This is a genomic window from Achromobacter sp. D7-1 (genome assembly GCF_059760445.1).
Genome location: NZ_JCBAMT010000002.1, coordinates 132,047 through 153,883, shown reverse-complemented (window position 1 = coordinate 153,883; position 21,837 = coordinate 132,047). Strand labels below are relative to the sequence as shown.

The following is a 21,837-nucleotide window of genomic DNA, read 5'->3' as shown; positions in this document are numbered from 1 at the left end:
TCGTCCATGAAACGTACCTACCAACCTTCCGTTACCCGCCGCAAGCGCACCCATGGCTTTCGCGTGCGCATGAAAACCCGCGCTGGCCGCGCTATCCTGAACGCTCGCCGCGCCAAGGGCCGCAAGCGTCTGGCCGTCTAAGTCCTGGTTTTCCGGTTTTTCCGGAATCCTGACGCCTGACCTGCAGTCCATGCCGCGCTCCACGCTTCCGCCGGAGGCGCGGCTGCATCGCCCCTCCGAGTTCGCCGCCGCCCTCAAAGGCCGGCGTCTTGCCCGAGGGGCGTTCTTCATTGTGAGCGCCGCTCCCAATGATCTGCCTCCCGGCCAGGATGCCTGTGCGCGCCTGGGCCTGGTGATCGCCAAGCGGTTCGCCGCCCACGCCAGCACGCGTAACGCCATCAAGCGGGTCATCCGCGAGGCGTTCCGCCATCGGCGCCTGGGGTTGCCGGCAAAAGATTACGTCGTGCGCCTGCATAGCAAGGTTGCGCCCGCCACGCTCACTGCGCTGAAACGCGCGGCCAGAGCCGAAGTGGACGCTCACTTTGAGCGGATCGCGCGATGATCAAGGCTTTACTCATTGCCCCGATCCGGTTCTACAGGTTTTTCCTGAGTCCCTGGATCGGCCGGCAGTGCCGCTTTACTCCCACCTGCTCGGCGTATGCGATCGAAGCGATCGAGCGCCACGGCGCCTGGCGCGGCTTCTGGCTGGCGGTCCGGCGAATAGGGCGCTGCCACCCTTGGTCGCCGGGCGGATTGGATCCGGTTCCGCCGGCCAAGGGAACCAATGGCCCCTCGTGCTGTTCCCACAGCCACCGCACCGAGCACGATTGACGCTAAACTGGCGGGCTTTGCTGGCCCGTATTCACCTCAGTAGGCACCATGGATATCCGACGAACCGTCCTCTGGATGATTTTTTCCTTCTCGCTGTTGCTCCTATGGAACAACTGGCAGATCCATAACGGCAAGCCGTCGCTGTTCGGCCCCACGCCGGCCGCCACCACGAGCGAGCCGCAGGCTGCCGCGAACAACGCGACGCCCTCGGTGCCCAGTGCGCCTGTCCCCGCGACCGCCGCGGCATCCGCCGTGCCCGGGGCTGCGGCGCCGGCTGCCGCGCGTTCGGAAGAAGTCGTCATCACGACCGACGTGCTGCGCCTGACGTTCGACACCATGGGCGCCCAACTGGTGCGCGCCGAGCTGCTGAAGTACCCGGCTACCGGCCAACCGGACAAGCCCACGGTGCTGCTGGACCGCGCCGCCGGCCTGAACTACGTGGTGCAGACCGGCGTGGTCGGCGCCCCCAACGGCCAGAGCTTCCCCACGCACCAGACGCCTTTCCGTATCGTGTCCTCGGAGCGCCAGCTGACCGGCGACAACCTGGTGGTCGCCTTCGAAGGCGAATCCGGCGGCGTGAAAGTCACCAAGACCTTCACCCTGCACCGCGGCCGCTATGACGTCGACGTGCGCCACGACCTGGCCAACGTAGGCGCCGCCCCCGTGTCGCCCGCCCTGTACCTGCAGCTCGAACGCGACGGCAACGACCCCGCCGACACGTCCAGCTTCTATCACACCTTCACCGGTTTCGCGGTCTACTCGGAACAGGACAAGTTCCAGAAGATCACCTTCAGCGACATCGAAAAGAAGAAGGCCAGCTACATCAAGCAATCGGACAACGGCTGGATCGCCGTGGTCCAGCACTATTTCGCCACCGCCTGGGTGCCCCCGCAGGGCAAGCAGCGCACCAACGAACTGCTGGAAGTGCAGAAGAACCTGTACGCCGCTCGCAGCATCGAAGCCGTGGGCGAGATCGCCCCTGGCGCCGCCACGCGCGTCGACTCGCACCTGTGGGTCGGTCCGCAAGACCAGAAGGCCATGGCGGCCCTGGCCCCCGGTCTGGAACTGGTGGTCGACTACGGCTGGCTGACCATCATCGCCAAGCCGCTGTTCAAGCTGATGACCTGGCTGCACTCCCTCCTGGGCAACTGGGGCTGGACGATCGTGGCGCTGACCGTGCTGATCAAGGCCGTGTTCTACCCCCTGGCCGCCGCCAGCTACCGCTCCATGGCCCGCATGAAGCAGGTCGCTCCGCGCCTGCAGGCCCTGAAGGAAAAGTACGGCGACGACAAGCAGAAGCTCAACGCGGCCATGATGGAGATGTACCGCACCGAGAAGATCAATCCGCTGGGCGGCTGCTTGCCGATGGTGGTGCAAATCCCGGTGTTCATCTCGCTGTACTGGGTGCTGCTGGCCAGCGTGGAAATGCGCGGCGCGCCGTGGATCCTGTGGGTGCACGACCTGTCGATCCGCGACCCGTACTTCATTCTGCCCGCCATCATGATGGCCACCATGTTCCTGCAGATCAAACTGAACCCGACGCCTCCGGACCCCATCCAGGCCAAGGTCATGATGATCATGCCGCTGGTGTTCGGCGGGATGATGTTCTTCTTCCCGGCCGGCCTGGTGCTCTACTGGTGCGTCAACAACACCCTGTCGATCGCGCAGCAGTGGTCCATCACCCGCGCCATGCAGCGCAAGACGGAAGCTGCAGCCAACCGCTGATATCCGCGCTTGCTCAAGAAACCGGTCCCATGCGGACCGGTTTTTTTTCGCCCCGGCAGGATGCTCCATGCCAATCCGCGACTTTCTTGATAGTTATTCTTTATCAAGTTTTATAGATCAATCAACTTCACACAGTAAGGCAAGACCCCTATGATGTGTCGGAGATAGCCCCTGGCCGGCAATGCCGGGGTTGTCCCAGACACGGCGCGGGGCCCACAGTGGCTCCCCGCATTCCAGCATTTCATAGGGAGTGTGCTATGACCGACAAGAAGACGCATCTGACCACCGCCGCAGGCGCGCCCGTGGCCGACAATAACAACACGCTGACCGCCGGCCCGCGCGGCCCGGCGCTGTTGGAAGACTTCTGGCTGATAGAAAAGCTCGCCCATTTCGACCGCGAGCGCATCCCTGAACGCGTGGTGCACGCCAAGGGCTCCGGCGCCTACGGCACCTTCACCGTCACCCACGACATCTCGCGCTACACCCGCGCCAATATCTTTTCCCAGGTCGGCAAGCAGACCCCGCTGTTCCTGCGCTTCTCGACCGTGGCCGGCGAGCGCGGCGCGGCGGACGCCGAGCGCGACGTGCGCGGCTTCGCCATCAAGTTCTACACCGAGGAAGGCAATTGGGACCTGGTGGGCAACAACACGCCGGTCTTCTTCATCCGCGACCCGCTGAAATTCCCCGACTTCATCCACACCCAGAAACGCGACCCCAAGACCAATCTGCGCAATGCCACCGCCGCCTGGGACTTCTGGTCGCTCAACCCCGAATCGCTGCACCAGGTCACGACCCTGATGAGCGACCGCGGCATTCCCGCCAACCTGCGCCAGCAACACGGCTTCGGTTCGCACACGTTCAGCTTCATCAACAAGGACGGCGAGCGCTTCTACGTGAAGTTCCACTTCAAATCGCAGCAGGGCATCGCCTGTCTGAGCGACGAGGAAGCCGCGCAAGTGGTCGCCCATGACCGCGAAAGCTCGCAGCGCGACCTGTTCGACAACATTGAGCAGGGCAATTTCCCGAAGTGGACGCTGAAGGTGCAGATCATGCCCGAGGCCGAAGCCGCGACGTATCACATCAACCCCTTCGACCTCACCAAGGTCTGGCCGCACGGCGACTATCCGCTGATCGAAGTGGGCGTGCTGGAACTGAACAAGAATCCCGAGAACTACTTCGCCGAAGTGGAGCAGGCCGCCTTCACGCCAGCCAACGTGGTCCCGGGCATCGGTTTTTCGGCCGACAAAATGCTGCAGGGCCGCCTGTTCTCGTATGGCGATACGCACCGCTACCGCCTGGGCATCAACCACCATCAGATCCCGGTGAACGCGCCGCGTTGCCCGTTCCACAGCTTTCACCGCGACGGCGCGGGCCGCGTCGACGGCAACGCCGGAGCGACGTTGAACTACGAGCCCAACAGCGCGGGCCAGTGGAAGGAAACCCCGTCCGCGGGCGAACCGCCCCTGCCGTTGGACGGCCAGGCCGCGGCGCGCTGGAACCATCGCGTGGACGATGACTACTACTCGCAGCCGGGCGCCTTGTTCCGCCTGATGACGCCGGCGCAGCAAGAGCTGTTGTTCGGCAACATCGGCCGCCACATGGCCGGCGTGCCGGAAGAAATCCAGCGCCGCCAGCTGGAACATTTCCGCAAGGCGGATCCCGCCTACGCCGCCGGCGTTGCCAAGGCGCTGGGACTGAAGCTGTAAAGCGCGACGCGCCCATGCATAAGGCGGCCCATCCGGGCCGCCTTTTTTTGTGCTCGCAACCCCGCTCTGCGTGGCGGGCAATCAGCGCTGCATGCCCCAACGCCTGACCGTCACACGCTCCACGGTATCGAACACCAGGTTTTCCACAAGCAAGCCGATGATGACGACCGCCGCCAGCCCCGCGAACACCCGGTCTGTGTATAACTCGTTGCGGTTCTGGAAGATGTACCAGCCCAGGCCGCCCTTGCCGCTGGAAGCCCCGAACACCAGTTCCGCCGCGATCAGCGTGCGCCACGCAAACGCCCAGCCTATCCTCAACCCCGCGAGGATGGCCGGCAAGGCGGCGGGCACCAGGATCTGCAGCACATAGCGAAGACCGGTCAGGCCGTAATTGCGACCCGCCATGCGCAGAGTCTCCGACACCCCCAGAAAGCCCGCATACGTGTTCAGCGCCAGCGCCCACAACACCGAATGGATCAGCACGAACACCAGGCTGCCTTCGCCCAGCCCGAACCACAACAACGCCAGCGGCAATAGCGCGATGGCGGGCAGGGGGTTGAACATGGCGGTCAAGGTGGACAGCAGATCGCGCCCGAAGCGCGTCGACACCGCCAGCGTGGTCAGCACGAAGGCCAACGCCACGCCGGCCGCATAGCCCTGCGCCAGCACGCGCAACGACTGCCCGGCGCGCGCCAGCAGCTCGCCGCCGGCGATGCCCTGCACGAAGGCCACCGCCGTCTGCGTGGCGCTGGGTAGCAGCAGATCGTTATCGGTATAGCGCGCCGCCAGGTCCCAGATGCCGGCCAGCAGCGCCAGGATCGCCAGCTTGCGCAGGCTGGCGTGCTGCCATAGGCGCTCATGCCAGGGCAGGGACGCCTCAGCCGCTTGCGGCGGAAGAGGCGGCAGTTCGTACTCCACTTCGGGGCGTACGGGCACGGCGCCCGCGTAAGCAGTACTCATGCATGTTTCCTTCAGGCCGCAGCCCGTTCGGCGGGCGCTTGCGCCGGCGCGACATCGAACAGCCGGTCATGAATGCGTCTGGCAGCCGACTGGAAGGCCGCGGAGCCCTGGCTGTGCAGCCCGAAGGCATGCGCGTTCAGCTCGGCGCGCACGCGCCCCGGATGCGGCGACAGCAACAGCACGCGGCTGCCCAGCACCAATGCCTCTTCGATCGAATGCGTGACGAACAGCAGCGTGAAGCGCTCGCCTTCCCACAATGCCAACAGTTCTTCCTGCATGCGCCGCCGCGTCAACGCGTCCAGCGCCGCGAAGGGTTCGTCCATCAGCAGTACCCGCGGCTGCATGGCCAGGGCGCGGGCAATGGCCACGCGCTGCTTCATGCCGCCAGACAAGGTGTGCGGATAGGCATCGGCGAACGCGGACAGCCCGACCTTATCCAGGTAGTGCATGGCGCGCTCGTCGGCCTCGCGCCTGCCGAGCTTGCGCGAGGCCACCAGCGGAAACGCCACGTTCTGGCGCAGCGTCTTCCACGGCGGCAATTGGTCGAATTCCTGGAACACCACGATGCGGTCTGGCCCGGGGCCACGCACGGTCTTGCCGTCGACGGCGATGCGGCCTTCGGTCGGCTCGATGAAGCCCGCGATCGCCTTGAGCAGCGTGGACTTGCCGCAGCCGGATGCCCCCAGCAGGATAAAGCGCTCCGCATCATGCACGTCGAAACTGACCTGATGCGTGGCGCGCACGCGCCGTTCGCGCGTCTTATATTCGATCGACACCTTATCCACAGCCAGCAAAGGCGCGGCCTTTTCGGTGTTATCCACAGGGGCTGCGGCGCTCAGCCCCATATCAGCTGCCTTGCGCGATGATGGCATCGTCAAAGAAATAGTCGCGCCAGCTTGCCGGCGCGTTCTTGATCGCGCCGACCTTGTGCATGAATTCGGCTAGCGCGTAGGTATTCTGCGGTTCCAGCTTGAATTGCACGTCGGGATTCTTGATCACCTTGATCAGGAAGTCGCGGTCCAGCTTGGCGCCGGTGACGCGCAGATAGGTGTCCGCAGCCTGTTCCGGATTGGCGGCGGCAAACTGGGCGGCTTCCTGCAATGCGGCCTGGAACGCCTTGTAGGTCTTCGGATTTTCCTTGCGGAATTTCTCGGTGGCGAACAACACCGTCGACGAACTGGGTCCGCCCAGCACGTCATAGGATTTGAGCACGATGCGCGCATTGGGATTCCCGGCGAGTTCCTGCTCCTGAAAGGGCGGGTTGCCGAAATGCCCGGTGATTTCCGTGCCGCCCGCGATGATGGCAGCGGCCGCGTCTGGATGCGGCAGCGCGACGGAAATCTTGTCCAGCTTGTTGAACTGCGCATCGCCCCACAGCTTGGCCGACGCCAGCTGCAACACGCGCGATTGCACCGACACGCCCACCGCCGGCACCGCGATGCGATCCTTGTCGGTGAAGTCGGCAATCGTCTTCACGTTGGGATTGTTGCTGACCAGGTAGTAGGGAAAGTTGCCCAGTGAAGCCACGCCCTTCACGTTCTGCTTGCCGCGCGTGCGATCCCAGATCGTCAGCAGCGGTCCCACGCCCGCCCCCGCGATATCCACCGCTCCCGACAGCAGCGCATCGTTCACCGCCGAGCCGCCAGACAGCTTGGCCCACTCGACCGAGATATCCACACCATCGGCCTTGCCGTGCTTTTCGATCAATTGCTGGTCACGCGCCACGTTCAGCAGCAAATAAACAATGCCGTACTGCTCGGCGATGCGGATGCGGCCTTCCGCCATGGCCGGCGTGGGTGAAGCCAGCGCCAGCACGGCAAGTATCAGCGCTAGGCCTGCGCCGGTAGCGGCCTGGACCAAGCGATCACGTAGAGCGGAGGAAAAACCCATGGCGGTCCCTGTGGATAAATGGTTTGCGCGAAATTGCGGCAGGCTGACCATCAGAAAGGCAGGTCGCCTTCGATGGTGGTGCGGTACAGCTTGCGGCGCAGATGGTCCGGCGTGCCGCCGGCCAGGTGGATCAGGGAACGGTTGTCCCAGAACACCAGGTCATGCGGCTGCCATTGGTGGCGGTAGATGTGTTCGGGCCGGATGCTATGGGCGAACAGCTCGTCCAGGATCTGGCGGCTCTCGTCTTCGGGCAGGCCTTCGATACGGGTGGTGAAGCCCTCGCTCACGAACAGCGCGCGGCGGCCGGTTTCGGGATGGGTGCGCACCACCGGATGAATCACTTCCTGCACCTGCGCCACCTGCTGCGCGCTGAGATTGGGGCGCCACGCGCCTTCCTTCTGCAATTGGCCGTATTTGGCCAGATAGGAATGCACGGCGCGCTTGCCTTCGATGGCGTCGCGCAAGACGGCCGGCAGGGTGTCGTACGCCACATGCATGTCGGCGAACAGCGTGTCGCCCCCTTGCGCAGGCAGCTCCTGCGCGTGCAGCAGCGAGCCCAGGCTCGGCAGTTCCTTGTACGAGATGTCCGAATGCCAGTACTTGCCGGCATCGCCCAGCCCTATCGGCTGGCCGTCTTCGACGATGTTGGAGACGATGAGGATCTCGGGATGCCCAGGCAGATGGAATTGATGCAGCACATGGATCATCAGGCGGCCGAAGCGGCGGCTGAAATCGATGTGCTGTTTCGGCGTGATGCGCTGGTCGCGGAACACCAGCAGGTGATGGTCCAGATGCGCACGATGCACCTGGGCGAAATCGGCCGGGGCCAGCTCGCGCGACAGGTCGATGCCGACGATTTCTGCGCCTGTCACGGCCGCCAGAGGGCGGATCGAAAAGGCTTGCGTCGCGGGTTCGGCATACGCCTCGGACAGGCGCAACGCGTTGCTCTGGGACATGGATCGCTCCTTGCGCGAATGCCGCCGGCCAGGCCGGCTCAGGAACGATCCATTATGAAAACGGGCAACCCCTACGCAAACGAATTATTCGGCCTTTGTTCAAGCCTGCGCGTCATATGGCGCGCCCTCGCGTTGCGGCTATAAGCTTATTCGCGCGAAAGGAACTTGCCGCGCACGGAGCCGATATGCTGCTCCATCTTGCGCACCGCGGCCTTTTTATCGCCGCGCTCGACCATCTTGTACAGGTCTTCCAGTTCCGCCACATTGGGCTTTTCGGCCTTGCCCGCAGGCGGTCGGAACCACAGGCGCATGGAACGGTCCAGCAGACTGCCCGCAAACTCCGCCAGGATGTCATTGCGGGCGGCTTCGTACAGCGTCTGGTGGAATCTGCGGTCGATTTCCATGCTGCCCAGGCGGTCCTGGCGTTCATGGCATTCCCAACCTGCCGCTACCAGCGCTTGCAAGCGTTCCAGCAGCGCCGGCGTGGCATTGTCCACAGCCAGGCCGGTCAGATGCGGTTCAACCAATAGGCGCGCCGCAATCAGTTCGAGGAAGCTGTCTATGGTTTCCGCTTTGACCAGAATGCCCTTGCGCGGCAGGATGTCGACCAGGCCCTCGCGATCCAGCCGGTGTATGGCCAGGTGGATGGGGCTGCGGCCAAGCGACAGCTGTTCGCTCAGTTGCGCAACATTGATCTGGTCCCCCGCGCGCAGCTCCTGCGTCAGGATCATGCGCTTGATCGCGATATACGCCTGTTCGCCGAGCGAAGCCGCCGGCGCGGTGTCTTCCTGCAGTCGCTTGGGGGTAAGGGTTTTGGGCATGCGGTGATGGTTGCTGACCACGCGCCGCTACCGGCGCAGACCGCTGCGATTATAGCGACCGGTGCGGGCGGACCAGCGTTTCCTCAATCGATGCGCACGTTGCCATCCTTGATGGCCTGCCCATATTTGGCGGATTCCGCTTTCATGAAGGCCGCAAACGTGTCCGGGGCGGAGGCCGCCGCCACCATGCCCTGCTGTGCCAGGATCTGGCGCACGTCGGCGTCCTGCAGCGCTGCCGAGTACATCTGGTTCAGGCGCTGCACCCGTTCCGCGGGCACGCCGCTACGCGTCAGCAGCCCCATCCAGGTTTGCGATTCGAAACCCTGCAAGCCGGCCTCGGCAAAGGTCGGCACATCGGGCAGTGCTGGCGTGCGTACGCTTCCAGCCACCGCGAGGGCGCGCAGCTTGCCCGCCTGGATATGCGGCGCGACCACGCCCACGTCCCCCAGGGTCGCATCCACTTCGCCGCTCAGCACCGCCATGGTGGCCGGCGCCGCGCCCTTGTATGGCACGTGCATCATGCCCAGGCCGGCCTGCTTTTTCAGCATCTCGAAGCCCAGGTGGCCCGATGAACCATTGCCGAACGAAGAGAAGGTCGCCTTGTCGCCCTGTTCCTTGGCCCACGCCAGAAACGCCTTCAGATCGCCGGCCGGGACCTTGGGTCCGACCACCAGCACATGCGGGTTGGACGCCAACTGCGTGACCGGCTGGAAGTCCTTCACGCTGTCATAGGGCAACTGGTTCAGCAAGTAGGGATTGATGACGAAGCTCGCCGCGATCAACAGGACGGTGTTGCCGTCTGCGGGCTTGCCCAGCAAGGTCTGCGCGCCTATCACGGTGCTGCCGCCAGGACGGTTTTCGACAATGATGTTGGCGCCGTTGTTCTTGGCAATGGCCTTGGCCAGCGCCCGCGCCAGCGCGTCCGAGGAACCGCCCGCGGTGTACGGCACGATCAACGTCATGGGCTGCGACGGGAAAGTGTCGGCGGCGGCGTTCACGCTGGCCAGCCCCAGCGCGACTAACAGTACGGTTTTCTTCATGATATCTACCCCTTGATTTTTCATCGGTGCCGAACGCTCGTCGGCTTATTCCGCGTAGCGCAGGCCCGCTCGCACGACGTTGCGCAATGAGCCTATGCCTTCCACCCAACATTCCACGACGTCGCCGTCAGCCAGGAACACGGGGGGTTGGCGAGCCGCGCCTATCCCCTCGGGCGTGCCGGTCAGGATGACGTCGCCCGGCAGCAGAGTGAGTCCTTGCGACAGCTCGGCGATCACACGCGCCACGCTGAAGATCTGGTTGCGTGTGTGGCCATGCTGCATGCGCACGCCATTGACCTCGCAGCCCAGGGCGAGATTCTGCGGGTCGCCGATTTCATCCACGGTGATCAGGACCGGCCCCATCGGGCAGGTCGCGTCCAGGCTCTTGCCCTTGAACCATTGCGCGCCGTGCGCGCGTTGCAGATCGCGCGCGCTGAGGTCATTGGCTACCGTATAGCCGAACACATGGCTGAGGGCATCGGCTTCGGCGATATCGCGTCCCTCCTTGCCGATCACCACGGCCAGCTCGACCTCCCAGTCCAGCTTGGCGGTATAGGCCTCGTGCAGCGGCACGCTGTCGCGCGGCCCCACGACCGTGGTGGGCAGCTTGCTGAAGAAGGTAGGGCGCTCAGGCAGTTCGACCTCCTGCCCTTCGCGCTTGCCTTTGCTTTCGTCGTAGTGCTTGAGATAGTTCCAGCCCACGCAGAACACATTGCGCTGCGGGATGATGGGCGCAAGCAGACGCACCGACTCCAGCGGCACCGCCGCGCCGCTGGCCTGCACGACATTGCTTAGCAGCGCCTGTACGTCTGCCACGCCCTGGAAGGGCGTAATGGCCTGGCCATCCAGCCGGCCCAATACCGGGCCGGACTCGCTGGCATAGCGAACAATTTTCATGGTGTCAGTCCGCGAGACGCGCCTGGCCCTGGATTTCCACCAGGATCTCGGGCTTGGCCAGGGCGGATACCTGCACCAGTGCGCAGGCGGGGAAATCACCGCTGAAGAATTCGCGGCGCGCCTTCCACACCTGCTGGTTGTCCGCCATGTTGGTCAGGAAGATCGTCATCGTCACCATGTCGTCGATCTGGCCGCCTGCGGCTTCCAGCAGATGCTTCATCTTTGCAAAGATGACCTGGGCCTGTTCATAGGCATCCGCGCCCTGGATCGTCGTGCCGTCGTTGGCGCGGGCGGTCAGCCCAGACAGATAAACCGAATCTTTCACGCGCAGGCAGTTGGACCACAGGCCGGGTTCGGCTTCGGCGACGTGGGGGCTGGTGATGCGTACTTTGTGGACCATGGGATTTCCTGTTCAAGGTAGGGTGGGAACGGCCAATTAAAATAACAGTGATATTTCACAGTTATATCAATGCTAGGCTGGCGCGCCCAAATGAGTCAAGGCCGAGCCGGACTCGCGGACATACGCATTTACCCTTGGAACGGGAGAATTTCGCCGGTGTAGCGCGCGGCGAAGCCTGTGGATAAGTCTTGGGATAAGCCTGGTGGCAAGCTCGGGAAAAGCGGTGGATTGCCGGGGGATATCCCGGTGGATAGGCGGTGAATAGCCAGTGGACAGGCTGTGCACAACTCGGCCACGCCATGAAAAAGGCGCAGACCTTTGAAAGTCTGCGCCTTTTAAATCAATGACTTGCGTGGGTCAGGACTTCGGCAGAAACGCCTGCACCAGTTTCACCCAATAAGTCGCGCCCACCGGCAGCAGGGCGTCATTGAAGTCGTAATTCGGATTGTGCAGCTGGCACGGACCCATGCCGTGATAGGTTTCCATGCGGTGGTCGCCGTCGCCATTGCCCAGGAACAAGTAAGTCCCCGGCACCGCTTCCAGAAAGAAGGAGAAGTCCTCCGCACCCATGAAGGGGGGCATTTCGCGCTGCACATTTTCAGCGCCGAAGGCGTCTTCGGCCACCTGGGCGGCGAAGGCGGTTTCCTTTTCCCAGTTGACCAGCGGCGGATACGCGCGCACGAAATCCAGTTCCCCTGTGCCGCCATATACCTGCGGCAAGGTGGTCGCGATGCGGCGCATGTCGGCCTCGATCTTGTCCAGGGTCTCTACCGAATACGTGCGCACGGTGCCGCGCAGCACGGCTTCGCCGGGAATCACGTTGTAGGCGTCGCCCGCGTGGATCTGCGTGATCGACAGCACGGCCTGATCCAGCGGATTCTTGCCGCGCGAGATCACCGTCTGCAGGGCGTGCACCATGTCGGCCGCGACGATGATGGGGTCCACCGATGCGTGCGGCTGCGCCGCGTGGCCACCCACGCCCTTGATGACGATGTCCCAGCGGTTGCTGGAGGCCATGGTCGGTCCTGCGCGGAACCCAAACTGGTTGACCGGCATGCCGGGCATGTTGTGGATGCCGAATACCGCGTCGCAGGGAAATTTCTCGAACAGGCCGTCCTGCATCATGGCGCGCGCGCCGGCGTTGCCGCCTTCTTCGGCCGGCTGGAATATGAACACCACCGTGCCGTCGAAATCGCGATGGGTGGACAGGTACTGCGCCGCCCCCAGCAGCATCGTCGTGTGCCCGTCATGGCCACAGCCATGCATGCGTCCGCTGATGGTGGACTTGTGCGCGAAGCGGTTGTGCTCCGGCATGGGCAGCGCGTCCATGTCGGCACGCAGGCCTATCGTCTTCTTGCCGCTGCCGCCGCGCAATATGCCCACCACACCGGTTTTCCCCAGCCCGGTGTGGACTTCCAGGCCCCAGCCGCGCAAACGCTCCGCCACCAGCGTCGACGTGCGCGTTTCCTGGAAGGCGAGTTCAGGATGGGCGTGGATATCGCGGCGCAAGGCAGTGAGGTCGCCGTGGGCGCGTTCGATTTCGTCTATGGTTTTCATGGCTGTGGATAAGGCGTAATAGTTGGGTTCAAGTATTTGGTTTCACGCATCGTTCAGATGGCAGGCGCTGAACTGTCCCGGCGCAACTTCCCGCAACAGCGGCCGCTCCGTCTTGCAGCGCGGCATGGCATGCGGGCAGCGGGGGTGGAACGCGCAGCCCGCCGGCGGATCCAGCGGCGACGGCAGCTCACCCTTGATGGGCTGGTAAGTGCGCCGCCCCGGCTGCAGCGTCGGCAGTTCCTTCAGCAAGGCCTGCGTGTACGGATGGTTGGCGCGCCGGAAGACCGTGTCGGTGGGCGCCAGCTCCACCACGCGGCCCAGGTACATGATGGCCACGCGGTCCGATATGTGGCTGACCACGCTGAGGTTGTGGCTGATAAAAAGATAGGTCAGGTCCAGGTCGGCGCGCAACTGTTCGAACAGATTAAGCACCTGGGCCTGGATCGAAACGTCCAGCGCCGCGACCGCCTCGTCGCAGACGATGACCGAAGGCTTGAGCGCCAGGGCCCGCGCAATTCCTACGCGTTGCCTCTGGCCGCCGGAGAATTGATGGGGATAACGCTGTGCAAAAGCCGGATCCAGCCCGACCTGGCGCATCAGCCCGGCCACATATTCAGCCTTGTCGCGCGCGCGGACCAGGCCGTGCGCCACGGGCGCCTCGCCGATGATCTCGCGCACGCGCATGCGCGGATTCAACGAGGCATAGGGATCCTGGAAGATCATCTGCACGCCCAACTCATAGGCGCGCCGCTCCGGGCCCGCCATGGCCTTCACAGCCTTGCCCTTGTAGCTGACCTCGCCCGCGGTCGGCGGCAGGATGCCGGACACGATGCGGCCCAGCGTGGATTTGCCGCAGCCCGATTCGCCGACGATGCCTATCACTTCGCCTTGCCGCACATCCAGGTCGACGCCGGCCACCGCATGCACGACCTGCGTCTTCAAGCCGGCGCCCAACAGGTTGGCGATGCGGCCTGCCAGGTCCACCGGCTGCACGAAACGCAGCTCGACCTCGCGCAGCGACAGGATGGGAACCGCGGACTCGCGTTCTGCTGCGCTCATTTGATGTCTGGTCCTCCGGCATGCCAGCAACGCACCCATTGCGCCGGGCGCACTTCCACCGGCTGCGGTTCGACCAGACAGGCGTCGGTAGCGCGCGGACAGCGCCCGCGGAACGCACAGCCTTGCGGCAGGTTGAGCAGCGACGGCGTCATGCCCGGAATCGGAACCAACGGCTTGCCGCGGGATTCGGGCGTGGGAATGGAAGCGATCAAGCCATGCGTGTAGGGATGCATGGGATGGCTGATGACGGCCTGCGTGCTGCCCGTTTCCACCACGCGGCCCGCATACATGACCGCGACGCGATCCGCCAGGCCCGCCACCACCGCCAGGTCATGCGTGATCCAGATGAGCGCCGTGCCGGTCTCGCGGCACAGCTTCTGCACTTCGAACAGGATCTGCCCTTGTATGGTCACGTCGAGCGCGGTGGTGGGCTCGTCGGCGATGATCATGCGCGGCGAATTCAACAGCGCGATCGCGATCGCCACGCGCTGCCGCATGCCGCCGGACAACTGATGCGGATAGGTGCGCAGCCGCTCCTCGGGCGAAGGGATGCCCACCATGGCCAGCGTCTGCACGGCGCGCTGGCGCGCCTGCTCGCGCGATACCTTGCCATGCGCCTGCACCGCCTCGATCATCTGCGTATCGACGCGCAGCACCGGATTCAGGGTCATCATGGGATCCTGAAAGATCATGGCGATCTCCTGGCCCCTGATCGCACGCCAGCGCGCGGGCGTTGCGGTGCGCAGGTCTTCGCCGTTGAACCGCAAGGTGCCGTCGACGATGCGACCCGGCTCATCCAGCAGCCCCATCAGCGAAAAGCCGGTGATGCTCTTGCCCGATCCCGATTCGCCTACCAGCCCCAGGATCTCGCCTTCAGCCAGCGTCAGGTCCACGCCATCCACCGCCTTCACCACGCCGTTGCGCGTGAAGAAATGCGTCTTCAGGCCATGCACCTCAAGAATGGGCGTGGGTGCCGACAAGGACTTTTCCACAGGAGTCTGCATCGCACCCGCCCTCAGTTCGCGTGGCGCGGGTTGAGCACATCGCGCAGATGGTCGCCCACCAGGTTGATGGCGACGATGGCCAGCGCCAGCGCAATGCCCGGGAAGAAGGAAATCCAGTACTGGCCGGACAGCAGGTACTCGAATCCGTTGTAGATCAGCATGCCCAGCGACGGCTCCGTCACCGGCACGCCAACGCCCAGGAATGACAGCGTGGCTTCGAGCGCGATAGCGTGCGCCAGATCGATGGTGGCGATCACGATCAAGGGCGGCATACAGTTCGGCAGCACATGGCGGAACAGCACGCGCCCCCAGGACAGCGACATGCAGCGCGCTGCCTCCACGTATTCCTTGCCGCGTTCGACCAGCGCCGCGCCGCGCGCGGCGCGCGCGAAGTACGCCCACTGCACCACGATCAGCGCGATGATCACCTTATCCACACCCTTGCCCAGAATCGCCAGCAGCATCAGTGCAACCAGAATGGCGGGGAACGACAACTGGATATCCACAATCCGCATCAGCAAGGCATCGATGCGGCCGCCGAAATAGGCCGCCACCAGACCCACCGTGGCGCCGATGCCGAATGCCGCGAGCACCGACACGCTGGCCACCAGCAGGCTGGTGCGCATGCCGTACAGAATCGCCGAAAACAAGTCGCGCGCCAGGCCGTCGGTGCCCAGCCAATAGCGCATGCTGCCGTCGCCGCTTTCGCTGCCCGGCTTGAGCTTGGAATCCATGATGTCCAGCGTCGCCAGGTCATAGGGATTCTGCGGCGCGATCCACGGCGCAAGCAGCGCCGCGCCCACGATCAGGACCAGCATGATCAGGCCCAGCGTGGCCAGCTTGCTGGCGAAGAAATCCGACAGGAAGCGGCGCCAGGGTGTTTGCTCCTTGGCCTGAACCGGCGGCGCGGCGGCGGTGGCGGGTGTGTTCATCGGCGGCTATCCAAGCGTACGCGGGGGTCCAGCACCGTGTAGATGATGTCCACCACCAGATTCAACATGACCAGGAAGAACACGATCAAGAGCAGGTATGCGACCACCACCGGACGATCCAGATTGATGATGGAATCGATCAGCAGCTTGCCCATGCCCGGCCAAGAAAACACGGTCTCGGTGACGACGGCGAACGCCATCACCTGGCCGAATTCAAGGCCTGCCACCGTCACCACCGGGATCAGAATGTTCTTGAGCAGATGCACGCCCAACACGCGCTTTTCAGACAAGCCCTTGGCGCGCGCGAACTTGATGTAGTCCATGGGCAAGGCTTCGCGCGTGGCCGCCCGCGTCACGCGGATGATCATTGCGCACTTGGCGATTGCGATCGTGGCCGCGGGCAGCGCCAAGCTCAGCCAGCCGTCAAAGGTCAACACGCTGAGCTGCAGCGAGCCGATGCTGACGGTCTGGCCGCGCCCGCCCGCCGGCACCCAGCCCAGGATCACCGCGAACACCATGATGAGCATCAGGCCGACCCAGAAGTTGGGCAGCGAAAAGCCCAGCACCGAGCCTGTCATGATGGCGCGCGAACCGACCGCCTTGGGCTTCAGGCCCGCCAGGATGCCCAGCGGCACGCCGATCAGCACCGACAGCAGCATGGCCACACAGGCCAGCTCCACGGTGGCCGGCATGCGCTCCAGGATCAGCCTCATGGCCGGTTCGCCCGTCAGGAAGCTATTGCCGAAATCGCCGCGCACCGCCTGGCCCATGAAGATCAGGTATTGCCGCCAGAGCGGCAGGTCCAGGCCCAGCGATGCGCGCACCGCGGCGCGTTGCGCCTCGGTGGCCTCGGGGCTCGCCAGCATCGACACCGGATCGCCCACCATGTAGATGCCGGCGAAGACCAGCGCCGACATGACGAGCATGACGACGATGGTCTGCAGCAGCCTTCTTACGATTGTTGCAAGCACTAGCGCCTTACTTCTTCAGCGTTGCAAACTGCGCGAGCGTGACCTGGTCGGGACGGCCCTGATAGCGGATGTCGCTCTTCATCGCCCATACCGACAGTTCAAAATGCACCGGCAGCATGGCGTAGTCGTCCATGGCGATGTTGCTGGCCTTGGACAACAGGTCCGCGCGCTTGGCGTCGTCCATGGTGGACGAGGCTTCCTTCACCAGCGCGTCCATATTGGGGTTGGAATAGCGGCTGCGGTTGGTGGTGCCCAGGCCCGCTTCCGGATTGCGCGTCACCAGCAACGACGTCAGCGCGTTGGACATCTCGCCGCTGGTCACGGACCAGCCCGCCAGATAGGCCGAGAACGCATAGCTGTCGCGGTTCTTGAAGAACACCGGGGGCGCCATTGCATCCACACTGGTCTTCACGCCGATGCGGGTCCACATCGACGCAATTGCCTGCGCCACCTTCGAATCGTTGACATAGCGGCCCGACGGCGAACCCAGCGTGATGGAGAATCCATTGGGATAGCCCGCTTCCTTCAGCAGCGCCTTGGCCTTTTCCACGTCGGCCTTGGGCGCCTTGGAATGTTCCTTGCTGGAACCGAACATGGGGTAGGGCAGCAGATTGCCTGCGGGCAGCGCCACGCCGCCCATCACGCGCTCGACCAGCGCATCGCGGTTGATCGCCAATGACAGCGCCTCGCGCACGCGCTTGTCCTTCATGGGGTTCTTGTCGGTGCCTTGCACGCCGGGCGACGGTTCGGCGAACTGATCCAGCGCCAGGTACACAACGCGTACCGACGGCGTTTCTTCCACATATAGCTTCTTGTCGCCCTTCAGCTTGGGCAGGTCATCGGTCGGAGGATCCTCGATCATGTCGACGTCGCCGGCAAGCAGCGCGGCCACGCGCGCCGCCGCGTTGCTGATGGGGCGGTAGACCACCCGATCCCATTCGGGCTTCTTGCCCCAATAATTGTCGTTGCGCGCCAGCACGAATTCAGCGCCACGCTTCCACGACACGAACTTGTAGGGACCGGTGCCGATCAGGCCGTCGCCGCTATTGAGTTCGGTGGTCGTCTTGCCTTCCGCGGCCGGGCCGGACGCCGCCTTCTTCGACATGATGGGCAATTGCGCCAGGTTCACCAGCAGGTTCGGCGCCACGTCCTTGGTGGTGATGCGCACGGTGCTGGCATCGACCGCTTCGGTCTTCTCGACCGAGCCCAGATACAGCGTGAAGGGCGAAGGGCTGTTGGGCACCTTGGGCACACGCGCATAAGTAAAGACCACGTCTTCCGCGGTGAACGGCGTGCCGTCGGAGAACTTCACATTGGGACGCAGTTTGAAGGTCCACACCTTGCCGTCCACGGTCCAGGACTCGGCCAGCGCGGGCTGCGGTTTGAGCTGCGCGTCGGTGGCAACCAGGGTATCGAAAATGGTCTGGGAGATCTGCGTATTGGGCGTGAGCGCGTGATACTGCGGATCCATCGAGGACGGCTCGGTCTTCAGGGCGATCACCAGATCGCGGGCCATAGCCGAACTGAATGTGCCGAAGGCCAATATCACCGCGGCTGAGCCGCAGGCCAAGACACGCGAAAACCGAGATGCCATTGTGATCTCCCTGGATTGTTTCGGGTTTTGAACCTCCGGGCCACATTAACCAGCAAACAAGGGACGGCGCAACAGTTATATTCCCTTATTGTTCTCGCCTCGCCTTGCCCGAAATATGTCCGCCTACGCCCCCATCGCCGCCATCGCAACCGCCCCCGGAAGAGGCGGTATCGGCGTCGTCCGCATCTCCGGCACGGACCTGTCCGAACTCGTACGCCGCCTGTTCCAGCGCGAACTGACGCCGCGCCATGCGCACTACCTGCCGTTCAAATCCGGCGCCGGCGAATTGCTGGACGAAGGCATCGCCATCTACTTCCGCGCGCCGCATTCCTATACCGGCGAAGACGTGCTCGAACTGCAAGGGCATGGCGGCCCGGCCGTACTGCGCCGCGTACTGGAAAGCTGCCTGGCCGCAGGCCGCGACCTCGACATCCGGCTGGCCGAACCCGGCGAATTCACGCGCCGCGCCTTCCTCAACGACCGCATGGACCTGGCTCAGGCAGAAGCCGTAGCCGATTTGATCGAGGCCTCGTCGGTGGCCGCGGCGCGCGGCGCCATGGCATCGCTGTCGGGCGATTTTTCCGCGCGCGTGAACGACCTGTCGGACCGCATTATCCATTTGCGCATGCTGGTCGAAGCAACCCTGGATTTCCCCGAAGAAGAGATCGACTTCCTCGAAAAGTATCAAGCCCGTCCTACCCTGGAAGCCTTGACCGCCGATCTCTCCAAGCTGATCGCGCAGGCGCGCCAGGGTGTGATCCTGCGCGAAGGCCTGCACGTGGTGTTGGCCGGCCAACCCAATGTGGGCAAGTCCAGCCTGCTCAACGCGCTGGCCGGCGACGACATCGCCATCGTCACGCCGATCGCGGGCACGACGCGCGACAAGGTGGTGCAGGAGATCCACATCGACGGCGTGCCGCTGCACATCGTCGATACGGCGGGCCTCAGGGAAACCGAGGACACGGTGGAAAGCATAGGCATCGCGCGTACCTGGCAGGAGATCGAACGCGCCGACGTGATCCTGCATCTGCAGGATGCCACCCAGCCCGGCGACGAGCTCGACGCGCAGATCACCGCGCGCCTGCCGCCGCGCACGCCGGTGCTCAAGGTTTTCAACAAGGTGGACCTGTTATCCACACCCTTTGCTGCCGGCCCTCAGGAACTAGGCATCTCGGCCAAGCGCGGCGCGGGTCTGGACGAACTGCGCGCGGAGTTGCTGCGTATCGCCGGCTGGAATCCCGGGGGCGAATCCCCCTGGCTGGCGCGCGAACGGCATCTGCACGCCCTGCAGGATGCGGCGGAGCACCTGGAACTTGCCGGCGCGCATGCGGAGCAGGACGACCGGGTGCTGGACCTGTTTGCGGAAGAACTGCGGCTGGCGCATGACAGCCTGTCCAGCATCACGGGCAAGTTCACCAGCGACGATCTGCTGGGCGAGATTTTCTCGAGCTTCTGCATCGGGAAATAAGCCGCGCTATCGCGTGTTGCAGCGCCGCAGCCCGGCATTCAGTGCTTGCGCGCCGCTTCCACCAGGCATTCGGACAAGCGGTCGAAATGCGACAGCGCGGCCTGGCTCAATTCAACCTGCTTGCGGCGCGCATCTTCGGTATCGACAAGCAGCACCCAGCCTTTCTCACGCATGGATTTCAAGCGCGCATGCAAAGTCGCGGGCGAGCCTATGCTGTCCACCGCCATCACGTCGCGCACGGACAAGCGGCGCTGTTCCTGCGATGCCCGCGCTATCAGCGTGAGTATGCGTTCTTCCATGGGATCGAGCGACGGCAAGGAAGGCAGGCCGCGCAGCGCATCGGCCAGGCGCAGAAAGCGCAGGTAGATATCGGCAGGTCTCTTTTTTTCTTTCATGGATAATGGACGCAGCGACCGATAAGCGGCGGAATTCGAGGCATGGAGAACATTCTAGATCAGGGCAAATGGGCTCTGGTGACGATGGCACTGTTCCTGGGCAGTCTGGCAGTCAATGAGTGGGTTTTCACCAACCTTGAGTTTGTGCGCGGCATCAACTGGATCTATCTGCCAGCAGGCGTGCGCCTGATATGCACGCTGCTGTTCGGCCTGCCAGCGGCGCTGGGCCTGTTGGCGGGATCCTGGCTGGCCTGCTTTTTCTATTATTTTCCCGACGACGTCCTGCGCTCGGTGGCGGGCGGCATCATGGCCGCCGCCGCTCCCTATCTGGCTTACCGCTGGGCCAGATCGGCGTTGCGGCTGCAGCCGGACCTGGGCAATCTCACCGCCTGGCGCCTGCTGATTTGCGCCGTAGTCTATGCACTGATGAACACGGCGATTCACCATCTCTGGTTCTTTCTGCAGGGAGAAAGGTCCGCGCTCGCGGACGGCTTCATCGCGATGCTGACCGGAGACATTACTGGATCCTTGTTCGTGTTGTACACGCTCAAGATGATCGGGGCCATGGGGCGCTCACTCCTGCGCCGGCGGCCCGCATGACAATACATGGTCCTGCGCTCAGGCTCAGCCCGTCACTGCGGCAGAGTTGTCCTCGGACTCGCTCTCTTCCTTGATCTGGGCGCGAGGCGACGCTTCGGCGTGACCCAACACGCGTTCGGCGCGGTCGGCCAGCTGACGCATTTCCCGCGCTCTTTTGCCATGCAACATCCGCCCAAACGCGTTGAGGTTGAGCGCCATGGTGCTCAGCTCCGACAACTCACTTTCCGACAAGGCGATGCCGCTATCCCTGTGCTGCTCGACCCGATCCAGCACGCCTGAGCAAGCCTCGTGGAACTTTGCATACTCATCCCACAGGTTGTCGGACGCGCCATTCACCGGGAAAGACGTATTAGGTGCCATTGACACTCCTTTGCGGGATCACTCAGCATTTTCTTCGGTGATCGCACATCATCTTCGGGGTATACACGCGAACTATTAGTTATAAATTTTATAACTATTTGGCAAAACAATCCTGCGACGGTCTTAACGTCCTATATTCCTGGGAAATCCGCCCACGCCGAGCAGCGCACTATCTGGAATTCGCATGCCCCCCGACATACGCCTCGCCACCTCCGAAGACCTGCCCGACATCGAGCGGATCGTGGCGCAAGCCTACGGACCCTATGTCGCCCGCATTGGCGCGATACCCGGGCCGATGCGGGATGATTATCTGGCCCGGGTCGCGCAGGGCTTGGTCCATGTATTGCGGGCGCAGGATGCTGTGCAGGGTGTCCTGGTCCTGATTCACGAAGACGATTGCCTGCTGCTGGACAACATCGCGGTGGCGCCGCAAGCGCAGGGCAAAGGCTATGGCCGCGACCTGATGCTGTTCGCCGAAGACGCGGCGCGCCGGGCGGGGTATGACTGCATTCGTCTGTACACCCAAGAGAAAATGACCGAGAACATCGCTATCTACACGCGATACGGGTATGTGGAGACCCATCGAGCCGAAGAGATAGGTTTGAAACGCGTCTTCATGAAAAAGGCCCTTATTTAAAGGGCCTTTCTCAACAAAATAAAATACGAATATT

At 63.7% G+C, this 21,837-nt stretch carries 24 protein-coding genes; 8 read left to right on the top strand and 16 right to left on the bottom strand.

From position 1 onward, the window contains the following. Positions 1-6 precede the first annotated feature (6 nt). The 5 genes from rpmH to AC6LKD_RS01995 all read left to right on the top strand — a co-directional run bounded on the left by rpmH (position 7) and on the right by AC6LKD_RS01995 (position 4,262). Positions 7-141, top strand: a complete 135-nt coding sequence (gene rpmH, locus AC6LKD_RS02015) for a 50S ribosomal protein L34 (protein ID WP_003816025.1) — start codon at positions 7-9, stop codon at positions 139-141. Between the two features lie 49 nt (positions 142-190). After that, positions 191-562, top strand: a complete 372-nt coding sequence (locus tag AC6LKD_RS02010; RefSeq protein ID WP_013397083.1) for a ribonuclease P protein component — start codon at positions 191-193, stop codon at positions 560-562. Continuing rightward, positions 559-831, top strand: coding sequence for a membrane protein insertion efficiency factor YidD (gene yidD, locus AC6LKD_RS02005; RefSeq protein ID WP_013397082.1), 273 nt, complete (start codon positions 559-561; stop codon positions 829-831). Before AC6LKD_RS02010 ends, yidD begins: the two co-directional genes overlap by 4 nt. A gap of 48 nt (positions 832-879) precedes the next feature. Further along, on the top strand, positions 880-2,556 hold the full coding sequence (gene yidC, locus AC6LKD_RS02000) for a membrane protein insertase YidC (RefSeq protein ID WP_498114889.1): 1,677 nt from the start codon (positions 880-882) through the stop codon (positions 2,554-2,556). Positions 2,557-2,813: 257 nt separating this feature from the next. Further along, positions 2,814-4,262, top strand: a complete 1,449-nt coding sequence (locus AC6LKD_RS01995) for a catalase (RefSeq protein WP_013397080.1) — start codon at positions 2,814-2,816, stop codon at positions 4,260-4,262. Positions 4,263-4,343: 81 nt separating this feature from the next. Here the strand turns inward: AC6LKD_RS01995 and AC6LKD_RS01990 are convergent, their stop codons facing one another. From AC6LKD_RS01990 to AC6LKD_RS01925, 14 genes are all read right to left on the bottom strand, one after another. After that, positions 4,344-5,222, bottom strand: a complete 879-nt coding sequence (locus AC6LKD_RS01990; RefSeq protein WP_498114887.1) for an ABC transporter permease — start codon at positions 5,220-5,222, stop codon at positions 4,344-4,346. Positions 5,223-5,233: 11 nt separating this feature from the next. After that, positions 5,234-6,067 (bottom strand): ABC transporter ATP-binding protein, encoded by an 834-nt coding sequence (locus tag AC6LKD_RS01985; protein ID WP_498114885.1) that lies wholly within the window; start codon positions 6,065-6,067, stop codon positions 5,234-5,236. Between the two features lies 1 nt (position 6,068). Further along, on the bottom strand, positions 6,069-7,112 hold the full coding sequence (locus AC6LKD_RS01980; RefSeq protein WP_013397077.1) for an ABC transporter substrate-binding protein: 1,044 nt from the start codon (positions 7,110-7,112) through the stop codon (positions 6,069-6,071). A 50-nt stretch (positions 7,113-7,162) separates the two neighbouring features. Beyond that, positions 7,163-8,068: a TauD/TfdA dioxygenase family protein gene (locus AC6LKD_RS01975; protein ID WP_013397076.1), complete on the bottom strand. Its 906-nt coding sequence runs from the start codon at positions 8,066-8,068 to the stop codon at positions 7,163-7,165. A 146-nt stretch (positions 8,069-8,214) separates the two neighbouring features. Continuing rightward, positions 8,215-8,889, bottom strand: coding sequence for a GntR family transcriptional regulator (locus AC6LKD_RS01970; protein ID WP_492275695.1), 675 nt, complete (start codon positions 8,887-8,889; stop codon positions 8,215-8,217). 83 nt (positions 8,890-8,972) lie between these two features. Continuing rightward, positions 8,973-9,929: a Bug family tripartite tricarboxylate transporter substrate binding protein gene (locus AC6LKD_RS01965; RefSeq protein WP_013397074.1), complete on the bottom strand. Its 957-nt coding sequence runs from the start codon at positions 9,927-9,929 to the stop codon at positions 8,973-8,975. Positions 9,930-9,974: 45 nt separating this feature from the next. Beyond that, entirely contained in the window at positions 9,975-10,826 is an 852-nt protein-coding gene (locus tag AC6LKD_RS01960) for a fumarylacetoacetate hydrolase family protein (RefSeq protein WP_013397073.1), read from the bottom strand. Positions 10,827-10,830: 4 nt separating this feature from the next. Further along, positions 10,831-11,226, bottom strand: a complete 396-nt coding sequence (locus AC6LKD_RS01955) for a RidA family protein (protein WP_013397072.1) — start codon at positions 11,224-11,226, stop codon at positions 10,831-10,833. 357 nt (positions 11,227-11,583) lie between these two features. Next, positions 11,584-12,783: a M20 aminoacylase family protein gene (locus tag AC6LKD_RS01950; protein WP_492275693.1), complete on the bottom strand. Its 1,200-nt coding sequence runs from the start codon at positions 12,781-12,783 to the stop codon at positions 11,584-11,586. A gap of 42 nt (positions 12,784-12,825) precedes the next feature. Beyond that, entirely contained in the window at positions 12,826-13,842 is a 1,017-nt protein-coding gene (locus AC6LKD_RS01945) for an ABC transporter ATP-binding protein (RefSeq protein WP_013397070.1), read from the bottom strand. Then, entirely contained in the window at positions 13,839-14,846 is a 1,008-nt protein-coding gene (locus AC6LKD_RS01940; protein WP_498114882.1) for an ABC transporter ATP-binding protein, read from the bottom strand. The genes AC6LKD_RS01945 and AC6LKD_RS01940 overlap by 4 nt, the downstream gene beginning before the upstream one ends. Before the next feature lie 11 nt (positions 14,847-14,857). Next, on the bottom strand, positions 14,858-15,778 hold the full coding sequence (locus tag AC6LKD_RS01935; protein WP_013397068.1) for an ABC transporter permease: 921 nt from the start codon (positions 15,776-15,778) through the stop codon (positions 14,858-14,860). Then, positions 15,775-16,749 carry an ABC transporter permease gene (locus AC6LKD_RS01930; RefSeq protein ID WP_013397067.1) on the bottom strand — a complete coding sequence of 325 codons (975 nt, stop codon included), beginning with the start codon at positions 16,747-16,749 and terminating at the stop codon, positions 15,775-15,777. Before AC6LKD_RS01930 ends, AC6LKD_RS01935 begins: the two co-directional genes overlap by 4 nt. Before the next feature lie 7 nt (positions 16,750-16,756). Further along, positions 16,757-18,343: an ABC transporter substrate-binding protein gene (locus AC6LKD_RS01925; protein WP_013397066.1), complete on the bottom strand. Its 1,587-nt coding sequence runs from the start codon at positions 18,341-18,343 to the stop codon at positions 16,757-16,759. 115 nt (positions 18,344-18,458) lie between these two features. Here AC6LKD_RS01925 and mnmE point away from each other — a divergent pair, with 115 nt between their 5' ends. Next, positions 18,459-19,811, top strand: coding sequence for a tRNA uridine-5-carboxymethylaminomethyl(34) synthesis GTPase MnmE (mnmE, locus tag AC6LKD_RS01920; protein ID WP_013397065.1), 1,353 nt, complete (start codon positions 18,459-18,461; stop codon positions 19,809-19,811). 38 nt (positions 19,812-19,849) lie between these two features. Here the strand turns inward: mnmE and AC6LKD_RS01915 are convergent, their stop codons facing one another. Then, entirely contained in the window at positions 19,850-20,206 is a 357-nt protein-coding gene (locus AC6LKD_RS01915; protein WP_013397064.1) for a hypothetical protein, read from the bottom strand. Between the two features lie 42 nt (positions 20,207-20,248). On the opposite strand from AC6LKD_RS01915, the gene AC6LKD_RS01910 reads away from it, so the two are divergent. Then, the gene (locus tag AC6LKD_RS01910) at positions 20,249-20,806 is read left to right on the top strand and encodes a hypothetical protein (protein WP_013397063.1); all 558 of its coding nucleotides are present in this window, start codon (positions 20,249-20,251) and stop codon (positions 20,804-20,806) included. Positions 20,807-20,830: 24 nt separating this feature from the next. On the opposite strand, the gene AC6LKD_RS01905 is transcribed toward AC6LKD_RS01910, so the two are convergent. Continuing rightward, the gene (locus AC6LKD_RS01905) at positions 20,831-21,166 is read right to left on the bottom strand and encodes a hypothetical protein (protein ID WP_498114879.1); all 336 of its coding nucleotides are present in this window, start codon (positions 21,164-21,166) and stop codon (positions 20,831-20,833) included. Positions 21,167-21,350: 184 nt separating this feature from the next. Between AC6LKD_RS01905 and AC6LKD_RS01900 the strand changes: the two genes are divergently transcribed. Further along, positions 21,351-21,803 (top strand): GNAT family N-acetyltransferase, encoded by a 453-nt coding sequence (locus tag AC6LKD_RS01900; protein WP_492275689.1) that lies wholly within the window; start codon positions 21,351-21,353, stop codon positions 21,801-21,803. Positions 21,804-21,837: the final 34 nt, after the last annotated feature.